The 13539-nt window shown below is 50.1% G+C and carries 16 protein-coding genes and 1 other RNA gene; 5 read left to right on the forward strand and 12 right to left on the reverse strand.

The features are described from left to right. Positions 1–2 precede the first annotated feature (2 nt). On the reverse strand, positions 3–557 hold the full coding sequence (locus L3K52_14015; protein UOG91305.1) for a UPF0149 family protein: 555 nt from the start codon (positions 555–557) through the stop codon (positions 3–5). A gap of 74 nt (positions 558–631) precedes the next feature. Between L3K52_14015 and L3K52_14020 the strand changes: the two genes are divergently transcribed. The 4 genes from L3K52_14020 (at position 632) to L3K52_14035 (ending at position 1986) form a co-directional block, all read left to right on the forward strand. Further along, positions 632–871, forward strand: coding sequence for a dynactin subunit 2 (locus tag L3K52_14020; protein ID UOG91306.1), 240 nt, complete (start codon positions 632–634; stop codon positions 869–871). Positions 872–876: 5 nt separating this feature from the next. Beyond that, on the forward strand, positions 877–1185 hold the full coding sequence (locus L3K52_14025; GenBank protein ID UOG91307.1) for a cell division protein ZapA: 309 nt from the start codon (positions 877–879) through the stop codon (positions 1183–1185). Between the two features lie 54 nt (positions 1186–1239). After that, positions 1240–1420: non-coding RNA, 6S RNA (gene ssrS, locus L3K52_14030), on the forward strand. Between the two features lie 104 nt (positions 1421–1524). Beyond that, positions 1525–1986 (forward strand): DsrE family protein, encoded by a 462-nt coding sequence (locus L3K52_14035; GenBank protein UOG91308.1) that lies wholly within the window; start codon positions 1525–1527, stop codon positions 1984–1986. Here L3K52_14035 and L3K52_14040 read toward each other — a convergent pair. Continuing rightward, on the reverse strand, positions 1976–2389 hold the full coding sequence (locus tag L3K52_14040; protein UOG91309.1) for a CbiX/SirB N-terminal domain-containing protein: 414 nt from the start codon (positions 2387–2389) through the stop codon (positions 1976–1978). The two genes, L3K52_14035 and L3K52_14040, sit on opposite strands and share 11 nt — an antisense overlap. A gap of 139 nt (positions 2390–2528) precedes the next feature. Between L3K52_14040 and L3K52_14045 the strand changes: the two genes are divergently transcribed. Further along, on the forward strand, positions 2529–3119 hold the full coding sequence (locus L3K52_14045; GenBank protein UOG91310.1) for a CoA pyrophosphatase: 591 nt from the start codon (positions 2529–2531) through the stop codon (positions 3117–3119). A 236-nt stretch (positions 3120–3355) separates the two neighbouring features. On the opposite strand, the gene L3K52_14050 is transcribed toward L3K52_14045, so the two are convergent. The 10 genes from L3K52_14050 to L3K52_14095 all read right to left on the reverse strand — a co-directional run bounded on the left by L3K52_14050 (position 3356) and on the right by L3K52_14095 (position 13407). Next, positions 3356–4087, reverse strand: a complete 732-nt coding sequence (locus L3K52_14050) for an amino acid ABC transporter ATP-binding protein (GenBank protein ID UOG94011.1) — start codon at positions 4085–4087, stop codon at positions 3356–3358. Between the two features lie 41 nt (positions 4088–4128). Next, a complete protein-coding gene (locus L3K52_14055; protein ID UOG91311.1) occupies positions 4129–5508 on the reverse strand; it encodes a right-handed parallel beta-helix repeat-containing protein in 1380 nt (459 codons plus the stop codon). Between the two features lie 78 nt (positions 5509–5586). Further along, a complete protein-coding gene (locus L3K52_14060) occupies positions 5587–6639 on the reverse strand; it encodes an amino acid ABC transporter permease (protein UOG91312.1) in 1053 nt (350 codons plus the stop codon). 6 nt (positions 6640–6645) lie between these two features. Further along, complete coding sequence (locus L3K52_14065; protein ID UOG91313.1) at positions 6646–7464, reverse strand: formylglycine-generating enzyme family protein; 819 nt, start codon at positions 7462–7464, stop codon at positions 6646–6648. A 92-nt stretch (positions 7465–7556) separates the two neighbouring features. Beyond that, positions 7557–8561, reverse strand: a complete 1005-nt coding sequence (locus L3K52_14070; GenBank protein UOG91314.1) for an ABC transporter permease subunit — start codon at positions 8559–8561, stop codon at positions 7557–7559. Further along, complete coding sequence (locus L3K52_14075) at positions 8519–9550, reverse strand: amino acid ABC transporter substrate-binding protein (GenBank protein UOG91315.1); 1032 nt, start codon at positions 9548–9550, stop codon at positions 8519–8521. The genes L3K52_14070 and L3K52_14075 overlap by 43 nt, the downstream gene beginning before the upstream one ends. 14 nt (positions 9551–9564) lie before the next feature. Further along, entirely contained in the window at positions 9565–11121 is a 1557-nt protein-coding gene (gene lnt / locus L3K52_14080; GenBank protein ID UOG91316.1) for an apolipoprotein N-acyltransferase, read from the reverse strand. A gap of 35 nt (positions 11122–11156) precedes the next feature. Further along, on the reverse strand, positions 11157–11933 hold the full coding sequence (locus L3K52_14085) for a CBS domain-containing protein (protein ID UOG91317.1): 777 nt from the start codon (positions 11931–11933) through the stop codon (positions 11157–11159). 110 nt (positions 11934–12043) lie between these two features. Beyond that, positions 12044–12502, reverse strand: a complete 459-nt coding sequence (gene ybeY, locus L3K52_14090; GenBank protein UOG91318.1) for an rRNA maturation RNase YbeY — start codon at positions 12500–12502, stop codon at positions 12044–12046. Then, positions 12499–13407: a PhoH family protein gene (locus L3K52_14095; GenBank protein UOG94012.1), complete on the reverse strand. Its 909-nt coding sequence runs from the start codon at positions 13405–13407 to the stop codon at positions 12499–12501. The genes ybeY and L3K52_14095 overlap by 4 nt, the downstream gene beginning before the upstream one ends. Positions 13408–13539 lie beyond the last annotated feature (132 nt).

A 13539-nucleotide genomic window follows, 5' to 3' on the forward strand; every position in this document is an offset into this window, starting at 1 on the left:
CCTCAATGAATGTGTGGCGCTGCTTTCATCGGTTGCAGTTCTTCGTTCATCATCAACACGCCGACGCGCAGGTACTCGATAATTTCCGCGAGTGATTCTTCACCCTCTTCCTCGTCTTCCATTTCTAGCTCGCCGGAACTGCCGATACGTACCACGTCTTCCGCCCATTCACGCGAATCGTCCGGCAAGGTGCGCATGTCTTTCACCCCCGCCAGAGCCAACCCGAAACTGAAGCCCTGACACCAGTCTTGCATCGCTTCCACACGGGTTTCCAAGGCATCGTCTTCGGGTAAAAATAATTCAAACGCCATCTCTGCATCATTTAATTGCTGGCGGGTCGCGCTAAACAGGTCTTTCAGCAAGCCGCGAGCTTCTTGCACATGAAAATCCTGCGGGTTGCCCTCCAACGCCTGCGCTAACCAGGTTTCTGGTGGCGTTGCCTGATCAACCACCAATAAACCGCACGCCATCCCATGAATTTCTGCACTCGAAAAATCCACGTTGGCACGCCCTAATGCCCGCTCTACGCCTACATAATCCGGTAATTCGCTCTTCAAAATTATCTTCTCCCTGACAAAGCACTATTATGAGATGATTGACGCGGTTTCGCACTCTTTACTACCATTAGCGTATGAATACAAAAGCCCCTGACTTGACACTGCAAACTCAACTGGATGCCATCGAACAACGCATGGAACGCCTATTGAGCCTCGTTGAAAAATTGGCGACTGAAAATGCTGACCTGAAAAAGCAAGAAAAAACCCTTGCCCAAGAATGTCAGGCATTGCGTAACCGTCACGACAAAGCCAGCGGTCAATTAGAAGCCCTGATACAGCGCCTGAAAACCCAACCAACCGCAACCGGGGCATAAACCACATGGAAAAAGCTATCCAACCCGTCAATATTCGCATTCTCGACAAAGATTATATGGTTGCCTGCCCCGTGGGTGAACAAGATGCCTTGATTGCTTCTTCACGCCGCGTCGACCGCGAAATGCGCAAAATCCGCGATGCTGGCAAAGTCTTAGGCAGCGACCGCATTGCTGTCGTGGTTGCCCTCAATCTTGCCCACGAATTAATGCACGGCAAACACCACCACAACACAGCAGCCGACCCTGCCACACTGGAACACTTGCAAAAAATGCAGCAACGCTTGGATGCGGTACTGGATAAGCACAAAGCTTGAGCATTTGTCAATTCTTCCCCTTATCCAATAATTGTAATAGTATGATCAATAAGAGCACCTCTGGGGGACTCGTGAGAAGATGGGTATTATCCTTGAGCCTAATTTCTTACCCCGGGAGTGGTTGTAATGATTTGGTGTGCACGACCGCTCGACGGTAAGCCTGAAAAACATTCGCCGCACCCACTTGAACCATTGGTTCAAGGTCGAAGTCTTCCACGATTTTCTGGAGCGTGCTCCTACCTATCTATTCGTCGCTATTTCACTGTTATTTTGTGTTTTCTCAAACCTTGCTGAACGCCATTTGCTATAGTGTTCAAACCGTTAGGAGGAAACTAAAACATGACATTAACCCCGTTTCTCGCTGCCAGCATGGTAGCGCTCATGCTAGTAAATACACCGTTCTCACCTGTCATCGCCGCAGATGCTGCTGCCGAAACCGCCAGTAGCCAAACACACCGTTTGGTCATTCAAGTCAATCAGCGCGAAGAGGCATTTCAAGATCACGTCTTGTCCAATATCGTTAATCTGCAAAAGCATTACGGCATCGACAATATCGAAATGGAAGTGGTCGCCTATGGCCCCGGCATTTGGCTCATCACGGATAAAAGCCCATTCGTCAAACGCATTGAAAGCTTAATGATGCAAAACGTCACGTTTACCGCTTGTGGCAATACCCTCGATACCGTGCAAGAAACCAGTGGCAAACGCCCCACCCTCATTGACGGCATCGAGGAAACCCAAGCGGGCATTGCGAGAATCATTGACCTGCAAGAACAAGGCTGGAGCTACCTTAGCCCGTAATACATGCCGGATACGTGCAGTTGATTCCCTGACATTCACACGCCGTTTGCGCGGACTGCACAATCAAGCTCGGCATTAAACCCGATACCCCTAAGTAAGGAGCCATACGAATCTTTACTTGCGGGTTCTCGCGTTGTTTCGCCTGCACCAATTCCGGCACATCCGTCACCACGTGGCGACCGGCTGATAGGAAAAAGGGCATGATGGTGATTACCGTTGCACCTTGATCAATGCATTGCTGAATACCGTCGGGGATCGACGGCTCTGCCAACTCCAGAAAAGCACTGCCCACGTAAGCGTAATCCGCGTCAGGTTGTTCCCCGACTTTAGCAGCAAGGGCGCGAATTTCATCGTTGGATTGCACACGGCGACTGCCGTGCGCCACAATAAGTAAAGCTTGCATCATGAATCCTTGGGTAAACCCTGTATCAACAAAGGGCGAATGTAGTAGAGTATTCAGTGTCACAACAGAGGAGAGGTAAATAGTATGGGTTTACTCGCAACCATCGTGGCGGTACAAGAATGGAAAGACAGCCAACACCATGAACGCCATTGATCAACTGACCCCAACCGACATTATGCAGCGCTTACAACAACGCGGCGCAGCGACGCATGATGTCGCGCTGGATGCGTGTCGCGAAGCCGGGGTGTTAGTACCGTTTGTGCGCATGGATAATGCTTGGCATTTGCTGTTTATTCGCCGCCCCAAGTCGGTGCGCGATTATCACAGTGGGCAAGTCGCTTTTGCTGGGGGCAAACGTGACCCTGAAGATGCTGACCTGACCGCTACCGCTTTGCGCGAAGCACACGAAGAAATCGGTATTTTGCCGCACGATGTGGCCATTCTAGGGCAACTCAGCCCGCATCACAGCGTGAGCCGCTTTCAAATTGTGCCAACCGTTGCCCACGTACCTTGGCCTTATGAACTGATACTTAGCCCGCAAGAAGTCGCCCGCGCGTTCACCATTCCGCTGCATTGGCTGGCACAACCGCAACACCACCAAATAGATTATCGCCAGTTAGCTGACGTAACAGAGCCGATACCGATGGTGTACTTTCAAGAATACGATGGTGAAGTTTTATGGGGTGCGACAGCTAGAATCACGCTATCATTGCTGGCTTGCTTGCAATAGGTATCTTAAAAGATACGCCCACAGCAAGAACACGAGGAGAGAGAGGAGGAGGAGAGAAATCCCTCAATGTCCGTGCGCTGTGGGCGCTTGCAAATGATTCAGAAGCTAGGAGGAGGAGGAGAGAAACCCTGAATCACTCATGTTGCAATGCAATAAATAATAGGGATTTTTGCCTAAACGAACAAGCTATAATTTCTCAACGCACTGGTTAGGAAAACTAACCCACACCTTGGCATTCAATGTGACAATATTTTCGCCAAAAATGCTTGGGTACGCGCGTTGCGTGGACGATTAAAAAAATCGTGCGGGTTGTTTTCTTCCACAATCTGCCCGGCATCCATGAAGATCACCCGATCGGCTACCGATTTAGCGAAACCCATTTCGTGCGTCACACACAGCATGGTGATGCCCTGCTCGGCTAATTCGCTCATCACCTCCAACACTTCTTTGATCATTTCCGGGTCAAGGGCAGAAGTGGGTTCGTCGAAAAGCAAAACTTGTGGCGTTAAACACAACGCGCGGGCAATCGCAACGCGCTGTTGTTGCCCGCCGGAGAGTTGCAGTGGGTATTTGTGTGCTTGTTCCGCGATCTGCACGCGCTGTAGTTGTGCCATAGCACGTTCTTCTGCGGCGGTTTTGGAGAATTTATTCACCTGAATCGGCGCGAGGGTGAGGTTTTCTAACACGGTCAAATGCGGGAACAAGTTGAATTGCTGGAAGACCATGCCGACTTTGCGGCGGACTTCGTGCAGCACTTTCACGTCATCGCTGAGTTCCAGCCCATCAACCGTGAGCTTGCCTTGTTGATGGGCTTCCAAGCGGTTAATGCAGCGGATTAAAGTGGATTTGCCGGAACCGGAAGGGCCGCAAATGACAATGCGTTCGCCCTTGCGAACCTGCAAGTCGATGTCGCGCAGGGCGTGGAACTGGTTGCCGTACCATTTATTAACTTTGGCGAATTCGATCATGTAATCGGACATTAATGCACTCACTTATCCGTTTGTATGGTCTAACGATACAAAAAAAGGTTCTTCAACTTGTTACCTGTCACCCCTATTTTAGCGGCTGCTATATACATATTACTAGGAGCATCCGCAAAAAACGTATTGTTACTCAATTTCTGAGTCTCCAGAATCGCCACAATATCAAAGTTCTGCTTATCTTCTTCTTTGCTGGAAATAGCCACCGTATTACCACTGAACGTAATACGTTTACCACGCAAAAACAATCGATACCATGTATGACTACTGGGCGCATCCAGTTTAAACTGGCAACCGGATACCTGCACATTGGGAGTATCCCCAACCATCAACAACACCGCCTGTGCAGACTGAGAAGATTTGAACTGACACTTGCTGACTTTCGTCAACGTTGCATCTTCACTATAAGTATAGCTAGGCCACAACGCCACTTCGTCGAAATAACAACCGGTGAACGTGATATTAGTAGCGGCAGGCACAACAGCCGCATCCGCTTTCTTACTATTTTTAAACAAACAATTGCTCAATTGTACGGGGTTTTGGGTGGAATACTTGTCGGTGGCGACGAACTCAAACCCTTCATTATCCACAAAGCGGCAATTGTCAAAGGTAATATTACCGGTCGAATGATCACCTTTAATCGTCCCTGACGGATCATCATGCCGGTAATTTGGCTCAATATCGACACCCGCAGCAGGTGAATGCGACCCATACAGCCCCGTATCCCCGGTATTGCTGAACGTACAATTGCGAAACGTCGCATAACGCAACTGGATAATACTCACACCTTGGCGGGCATTGCGGTCAAATACGCAATTTGTCACTGTCAGGTATTGGGTAACTTTAAAGTTGTTGATCTTACCGGCTTCCTGTACATACAAGCCATCAGTACAACAATGGTGAAGGTTAATATTGGTCAGTGCCACTTTATAGCAGCCGCTCAGGGAAATGCCACAAGATGCGCCTTCTGCGGTAGCCTGCTTGGTAATAGTACCAGCACCACCATCCAAGGTCAGTCCATCAATACTGAGGTTTTTGCAGCTAGTAAACGTCAATCCGACACTATCATGATAAGAATAGCTAAAACCTTCATACTCCCAATCAGCGGTTCTCACCCATCCCCCGTCGCAAACAATCTGGGCGTTCTGCCCGGAAATGGATACGTTGGTGCAATTGCTAAGCGTCAAATCCGTCACCTTATTGGCAAACTGCCCGTCAGATACCTTGTGTACCCCAATCCGATAAACACCGGGCGGAAAATATAAGACGCCTGTACGTTGCTTATTGATCTGAGCGAACGCCCGCTGCAAGGCAAGATAATCATCGGTTATCCCATTCCCCAACGCACCGTATTGTTTGACATTGACTACCGGTAATTTTGCCGCAGATGCCGCCTGAGCATCGCTCAACAAACCCGCCAAACCTAAACCAGCATACAGATGAAATGTTCGTCTATGCATAACTCCCCCAATTATTAATCAATAGTTTTATTGCGCCGTCCCCCGATTCACCTGCCGCTCGACCCACTGGCTATAACGTGACAAGCTGAAACAGAACCCAAAATAAATCGCCGCAATAAACAAATACCCTTCCAGCTTATACGCCATCCAATTGGAATCACTGTTCACGGCGAGATCCAGCGAGCCAGTCAGTTCGTACAGGCTCACAATCGTCACCAGCGAGGTATCTTTGAAGGTGGAAATGAAGTTATTCATGATCCCCGGCACAACCGTTGCCAAGGCTTGCGGCAAAATAATCTTGCGTTGCATCTGCCAATACGTCAGCCCCAACGAGGATGCCGCCTCGTATTGCCCACGCGGAATCGCCTGCAAACCACCGCGAATCACTTCCGCCAAATACGCCGCCGCAAACAAAATCATTGCCACCAATACGCGCAGCAATACATCAATCGAAAAACCTTCCGGCATAAACAGCGGAAACAGGAAAGATGCCATAAACAACACCGAAATCAGCGGCACACCGCGAATTAATTCCACATAAACCGTGCACAGCGTTCTGATAATCGGTAAAGCTGACATGCGCCCCAATGCCAGCAAGATCGACAATGGAAATGCCCCCACCACCGATAATGATGCCAGCAAAATAGTCAATGGCAAACCGCCCCATTGATCGGTTGTCACCACACTCAAGCCGAAGACACCACCGTGCATCAGGGTGAAAAATACCGCTAATACCCCAAGCCACAACGCCGCCAACCACGGCTTCCAAAATAGACGCATACAACTTGCCAGCAATAATGCCATCAGCAACAACGTCGCCGCGAAGGGTCGCCACTGCTCTACAAACGGGTAACGCCCGAAAATAATCACACGATACTTTTCTGTGATCACGCCCCAGCACGCGCCCGTACCACGCGCTGCGTTGCACTGTTCTGCATCGGCTGCCCACACCGCATGATGGATACCCCAACCCCATGCTTGAGTGAAGGCATACCACAATAATGCGCCCAATAACAGCGTAACAGTGCTATTAAACACATTATTGAAGAGGTTAATACGAATAATATTAATAAAAGCCATGCAATTTCACTTTAATGCGGGCGAAACAACCATGCGAAACCCGACGTGGCAGGAACGGTCTTCGGACGCGCCATAGTCACGACCGGCAGAACGCAACCCGAACGGCGAGCTGAACCACGAGCCACCACGCACCACACGGCGGCTACAGTTGCCACCGTACCATGCCGAACCGTCTGTAGGCGCATTGGCATAATTATCCCAACAATCTTGACACCACTCCCACACATTGCCGTGCATTTGATACAACGCCCACGGGTTAGGTGAAAACGCCTTCACCGGAACCGTCGTTTGCCGGTATTCGCCCGTGCTACCGCCACCGGCATAAGCGTAATTGCCATCGTAATTGGCTTGATCGGTTGAAATACCGTCTCCAAACGAAAATACACTGCGGGTACCGGCACGGCAAGCGTATTCCCATTCCGCTTCACTGGGTAAACGCACCACCATTTCTACCAAAAAATGATTCGCACGTTGTAGAAAAATTTGCACATCATCCCAGCTAACACGTTCGACAGGTTTTTCCAGATCGTCAGTAAAGTTCGCGGGGTTAGCGCCCATTACTGCCAACCATAAGGCTTGGGTGCACGCAGTATCCGCGATCCAAAAACCTTGCTGAAAAGTAACGCTGTGCTGAGTTTCATCACGGCTACGCTCCGCTTCAGATTCAGGTGACCCCATCAAAAAATTTCCTGATGGCAAAAATCGAAAACGTTGTTTCACGCCATGCAGCACCAAGTCAGCGTAACGACCGTAATAATCTTGCCCTGTTTGCCCTGCCCAAGTGATTTGATTAGCATCCGCACTGTTAGTTAATTCATCATTCATGAGCAGCCTTGTTAATATGGAACAACAAAAGCTTGTATAGCAGAATGTGGGGTGGAAAAACAGAGCTTATCTACTGAGGCACAAGTGACGCGTCAACGCTCCTTAATCGCCGCATGACGGTTATAAGCATTCATCAACAGCGACGTGAGCAGGGAAAGTGTTAAGTAAACCGCCATAATTACTGCAATGCACTCCACCGCCCGCCCGGTCTGGTTGAGCGAGGTATTCGCAATCGACACCAGTTCCGGATAACCCACCGCCACTGCCAGCGAAGAGTTTTTGGTCAGATTCAAATACTGATTGGTCAACGGCGGAATAATCACCCGCAACGCTTGCGGCAACTGAATCAAACGCATGGATTGAGTCCGACTCAAGCCCAATGCCATTGCCGCCTCATGCTGTCCACGCGGCACAGAAGCAATGCCACTGCGCACGATTTCCGCAATATATGACGCGGTATAAATCACCAACCCCAACAATAACGCCAGAAATTCCGGCGAGACATTAATCCCGCCTTTAATGCCAAATCCTGCTTTGAGCGGCATGTCTCCAAACCACGGCAAAGTTAAGCCTGCTTTAGTGAGAAACATGCCAAGAAAAGGTTCGGCTTCCCGCGCAGTTGGCAAAAACTCGACCAACAACAGATACCACATCAACAATTGCAGCAGCAGCGGAACATTGCGGAAGATTTCCACATACGTCAGGCACAAACCACGAATCAGAATATTTTGGGAAAAACGCCCTACCCCCAGCAATACACCGAGGATGGTGGTGAGAATAATGCCAACGAGAGCAACTTTTAGGGTATTACCCAAGCCGGTGAGGAAAGCTTTCCAATAAGGTTGCGTCGACTCAAACCCGAACAGGCTTTCGCTAATATCAAATCCGGCAGGTTGCGCGAGAAAACCGAAACCGCTTTGGATACCACGGGTACGCATGTTTTCCAGCGTATTGTCGGCGAGGATAGCAACGCATAACGCCACTAGCAGCAACGCGGCAAGCTGGTAAAACCAACCGCGTATTTTTTGATTGCGCCAGAGGGTCATTAACACGTTTAACGAATCGGTGGCGCGTACAAAATCCCGCCCTGATTCCACAACTTATTCAAGCCGCGATCCAATTTCAGTGGGGAGTTCTTACCGACGTTGCGCTCGAAGATTTCTCCGTAGTTACCCGTCGCCTTCAGCGCTCGGTACGCCCATCCCTTATCCAAGCCCAGCAATGCGCCCATGTCTTCCGCCGTACCCAGAATACGCTGGATATTTGGATCATCGCTGGTTTTCTTTTCATCCAAATTCGTTTGGGTAAGCCCGTATTCTTCACCCTCAATCAGCGCATTCAGCACCCACTTGCTGATCGCAAAAAACTCATCATCGCCACGCCGTACCAGCGGCCCCAGCGGTTCTTTGGAAATGATTTCCGGCAAGATCATGTGTTCATCGGGATTTTTCGCAATGGTACGTTCCGCCGCCAAACCCGACGCATCCGTGGTATACGCCTCGCAACGCCCGCTGTGATAAGCACCTGTTGCCGCTTCGTTCTTCTCAAACACCAGCGGTTTAATGTCCAGCTTATTGGCGCGGGCAAAATCGGTCAGGTTCTTTTCAGTCGTCGTGCCGGACTGGACGCACACTGTCGCGCCATTCAAATCTTTCGCACTGGCGACTTTCAGCTCCTTTTTCACCATGAAACCTTGCCCGTCGTAATAAATCGTGCCGACGAAATTCGCCCCCAGCGACGCATCACGGGTCAACGTCCAGGTCGTATTGCGTGACAGTATGTCGATTTCACCCGATTGCAACGCAGTGAAACGCTGTTGCGCATTCAACGGCACGTATTTCACTTTACTGGAATCACTAAGAATGGCGGCGGCTAAGGCTTTGCAGTAATCCACATCCATCCCGCTCCACTTGCCTTCGCTATCGGCAGCGGAAAAACCTGCCAGCGCCACATTCACGCCGCACACCAGTTGCCCGCGTGATTTAATGGTATCGAGGGTTTTACCCGCCTGGGCAGGCAAGCTAACGACGCCAGTGGCACACAGGGCAACACCTGCGAGGGTGCGGGAAAAGGTGTTTTTTAACATGGGTATTCCTTATCTTAATCAAACTTGCCGCGTCTCATCAGCAGCGCAATACCCAGCAGTATAAACATCAATGGAATAATCAGCCAGTTACCCACACGCACATACGGCGTTGCACCTTGCATCGGGGTCGCATAACCGCTAATCACTGTCGCTATTTGCGGCGCTGCGGTGGCGGTCACGTTACCTTTGTCATCAATAATCGCACTGACCCCGTTATTGGTGGCGCGTAATAGGTAACGCCCGGTTTCCAACGCCCGCATCCGCGCAATTTCAGCGTGTTGTGCCGGTTCAATCGAGCCGGTAAACCAGCCATCGTTACTGACGTTTACCAACATGGTCGCTTCTGGCAATCCTGCAATCATTTCTTCCGCATACGCATCTTCGTAACACACCGACAGGCGCATCGGCTGACCCGCTACCATCAGGGTATTCGTGCCTTTCCACGCTGTCACATTGTCATACGGCAAACGAATAATCTGTTCCAAAAACCGCAGGTATTTCAGCAAAGGAATGTATTCGCTGAATGGCACAAGGTGTTGCTTCGCATACACATGTTCGCCGGTATTGACGGAAACTTCCACATCGCGTTCGCCGCCCACTGTCATCACCGCGTTGTACACCGCTTCGGTTTCCCGGTTGACGTGAAAACCACCGACCAATACATCAGCTTTCGCTTCACGCGCCCAATCCTGTAACGGCAACATCACATCCATGGACTGCGGAAAAAAATCAGCGAGCGCCGTTTCCGGCCAAATCACCACATGCGAAGATTCAACATTAGGGTATTTATCCCCATCCATTAAATTCAAATACGCTTGAATATTATCATTGCGGAATTCACGTGACCACTTGGTCAATTGATCAACATTTCCTTGCAACATACTGACAAACAGAGGTTCGCCAGCGGGTTCTGTCCAACGCACCTGCCCTAAGCCAAAACCGCCTGCCGCCGTCACCACGGCTAATACACCGGCAATAATCCGTTCACGCGGCGTGCCTATCGCCAATAAAACCAATAAACCAGCCCCCAAAGCGACCAACCAACTGACGCCTAGCACCCCCATAATCGGTGCATAATGTGCCAGCCAAGTATCAATCTGACTGTTACCCAGTTGCAACCACGGAAACCCCGTCAAAAACCAACCGCGAAACCACTCGTTCAATACCCAAATAGCCGGAAACGCTACCAACAAACGCACGGCCTGCGGCAAACGCGTGGTATATCCCGCCAACCAGCCGAACACCAGCAAAAACAGCGCCATAATCACCACAAAAATGGCGACCATGAAGGCTGCAATAAAGGAATTTGCGCCGCCAAAAAAGTGGATGCTGACATAAATCCAGTGCGCACCGCCCGCAAACATCCCCACCCCGAAAGTCCAAGCCAAGCGCAACCGTTGCTTAGTTGGCATCGGTTTCAGATTCAGCCAAAACAATACAGCGGGGGCAAAAAAGGCAAATACACGCCACTCCAGCGGCGCAAATGACAGCGCCATGGACGCACCTGCCAGCAGAGCCAGCAGGTAATCGGACAGCGAAAGGGAGTCGTTGGGATTACGGAAAGACAACATAATCAGAATATCCAGCGCAACAAAATGTGAGCGGATTATAGCGCAGGCATTTGCTCAGAACATGAATTTTCGGTGTGAGGCAACACTTCCATCTGTAAAATACGCCGCGAATCGCTGAGCAACACCCGAAACAACCAGCCCATCAACACCACTTCCTCACCTTGACGTGGAATTTTGCCAAATTCATGAATCACAATGCCCGCAATCGTATCGAACGCTTCAGTATCAAATGTTGTGCCGACGGTCTCGTTGAATTCATCAATCGGGGTCATGGCTTCCACAATGAAACGTCCGTCGTCTTGCGGTTGTATGTTGGTGGAAACGTCTTCCTCATCGTCGTGCTCATCATCGATTTCACCGACAATTTGCTCCAACACGTCTTCAAACGTTACCAGCCCGGAAATACCGGCGTACTCATCAATCACCACCGCCATGTGGTTGCGGGTTTTACGAAATTCAGTGAGTAATCGATTCAAGCGTTGGCTTTCGGGAACAATTAAGGCAGGACGAATAATATCGTCAATTTTAAATTCTTGTTCGCGCCCACTGTATTTGAGTAAATCTTTTGCCAGCAGCACCCCCACCAAATCATCACGGTCTTCATCCACCACGGGATAGCGCGAATGTTCGGTTGCGGCAATACGAGCAAGAATTTCAGTAAAATTATTTTCGTGGTAAATGAAATTGATTTGGGAACGTGGCACCATAATATCGCGTACTTGGAGCGCACCAAATTCCAGCACGCCTTGCAACATCCCCACCGTTTCCCCCGGCAGGAGGTTTTTTTCGTTAGCCCGTTGTAAATCGTCCATCAAATCTTCCCGACTTTGGGAAGTAAGATCGAGTTTGTTAATTAACCATTGTTTCCATCGCGGTCGAGGTCGCGAGTCACCTATGTCAGTTTTCATTGGTCCTCTGGGGATTAGTGATAAGGGTCGGGAAAGCCGAGTTTCAGCAGCAAAGCGGTTTCTAAACTTTCCATCTCTTCTGCTTCGGTGTCCGTTATATGGTCATAACCTTGTAAATGCAACAAGCCATGTATCAGCAAATGCGCCCAATGTTGGGTAACGGTTTTGCCCTGTTCGGTGGCTTCACGCTCGACCACCGGCAGACAAATGACGAGATCACCGAGGTATTCGATGTCATCGTCATCCTCTGGAATCGAGGGCGCATCGTAAGGAAACGACAATACGTTCGTCGGGTAGTCTTTGTCCCGGTAAGCGCGATTGAGTTCCTGACTTTCGGCCTCATTGACGATGCGTACCACCACACCGGCTTCGGCTTCTTCGTGCCATGCCGCTTGCGCCCAGCGTGACAAATCGGCTTCGGCAGGAACCGTCGCGTAAGCTTCCGGGTTTTGAATATCGAGTTCCAAGCTCATGAGGCGCGATTCCGCTCAAAACCCTCATACGCTGCCACAATTTTTTGCACCAGTTTGTGTCGCACCACGTCACGCCCGCTGAACCAGTTAAAGCTGATGCCTTTAACATCTTCAAGAATTTCAGCCGCTTGGCGCAAGCCGGACGTTTGATGGCGCGGCAAGTCAATCTGGGTAATATCACCCGTAATCACAGCGGAAGAGCCAAACCCTAAGCGGGTCAGGAACATTTTCATTTGTTCCGTGGTGGTATTTTGCGCTTCATCCAGCAAGATAAACGCATCATTCAAAGTACGCCCGCGCATGTAAGCCAACGGCGCGACTTCAATGACATTGCGCTCAATCAGCTTATTGACTTTTTCGACGCCTATCATTTCGTACAAAGCGTCATACATGGGGCGCAAATACGGGTCAATTTTTTGTGATAAATCACCCGGCAAGAAACCCAACCGTTCCCCCGCTTCCACCGCTGGACGTACCAGCACCAAACGCCGCACTTCGTCACGCTCCAACGCTTCGACCGCGCACGCCACTGCCAGCCAAGTTTTGCCGGTACCCGCAGGGCCAATACCAAACGTGACATCGTGGGTGCGGATATTTTGGATGTACTGACTTTGCGCTGAACCTTTGGGTTTGATGTAACCGCGCTTGGTGCGAATGCGTACATCGTCGCCAGTATTGGCTTGCACCTTGTCGAGATTGGCTTCTTGCAGAAACAGATGGATGCTTTCCGGGCTGAGAACGGTTTCAACCGTTTCACGATAAAGGTCGTGCAATAGGTTGATGGTTAATTGTGTGGTCAGCGGGGTTCCGGTAATCTGAAACAAATTGCCACGATTGCTCAGTTCAACGCCGAGACGGTGCTCTAGCTGACGCAGATGTTGGTCAAATTGACCACACAAGTTCATTAAACGCTCGGTATTGGCAGGTTCAAGCTCGAACTGAACGGTGTGCCTGTCACTTTCCGTTGCAGCAGTAGTTGTAGTAGTCAAGAAGGCCGTGAATTCCATAGAGATAATAAAGAAAGTATAGCCATAGCC

It is taken from the genome of Candidatus Thiothrix sulfatifontis (genome assembly GCA_022828425.1).
Taxonomy (GTDB): Bacteria; Pseudomonadota; Gammaproteobacteria; order Thiotrichales; family Thiotrichaceae; genus Thiothrix; species Thiothrix sulfatifontis.

Coding starts and splice junctions, on each gene's coding strand:
- L3K52_14020 (UOG91306.1), top strand. CDS start 632: ATGAATACAAAAGCCCCTGACTTGACACTGCAAACTCAACTGGATGCC.
- L3K52_14025 (UOG91307.1), top strand. CDS start 877: ATGGAAAAAGCTATCCAACCCGTCAATATTCGCATTCTCGACAAAGAT.
- L3K52_14035 (UOG91308.1), top strand. CDS start 1,525: ATGACATTAACCCCGTTTCTCGCTGCCAGCATGGTAGCGCTCATGCTA.
- L3K52_14040 (UOG91309.1), bottom strand. CDS start 2,389: ATGCAAGCTTTACTTATTGTGGCGCACGGCAGTCGCCGTGTGCAATCC.
- L3K52_14045 (UOG91310.1), top strand. CDS start 2,529: ATGAACGCCATTGATCAACTGACCCCAACCGACATTATGCAGCGCTTA.
- L3K52_14050 (UOG94011.1), bottom strand. CDS start 4,087: ATGATCGAATTCGCCAAAGTTAATAAATGGTACGGCAACCAGTTCCAC.
- L3K52_14060 (UOG91312.1), bottom strand. CDS start 6,639: ATGGCTTTTATTAATATTATTCGTATTAACCTCTTCAATAATGTGTTT.
- L3K52_14065 (UOG91313.1), bottom strand. CDS start 7,464: ATGAATGATGAATTAACTAACAGTGCGGATGCTAATCAAATCACTTGG.
- L3K52_14075 (UOG91315.1), bottom strand. CDS start 9,550: ATGTTAAAAAACACCTTTTCCCGCACCCTCGCAGGTGTTGCCCTGTGT.
- lnt (UOG91316.1), bottom strand. CDS start 11,121: ATGTTGTCTTTCCGTAATCCCAACGACTCCCTTTCGCTGTCCGATTAC.
- L3K52_14085 (UOG91317.1), bottom strand. CDS start 11,933: ATGGACGATTTACAACGGGCTAACGAAAAAAACCTCCTGCCGGGGGAA.
- ybeY (UOG91318.1), bottom strand. CDS start 12,502: ATGAGCTTGGAACTCGATATTCAAAACCCGGAAGCTTACGCGACGGTT.
- L3K52_14095 (UOG94012.1), bottom strand. CDS start 13,407: ATGAACTTGTGTGGTCAATTTGACCAACATCTGCGTCAGCTAGAGCAC.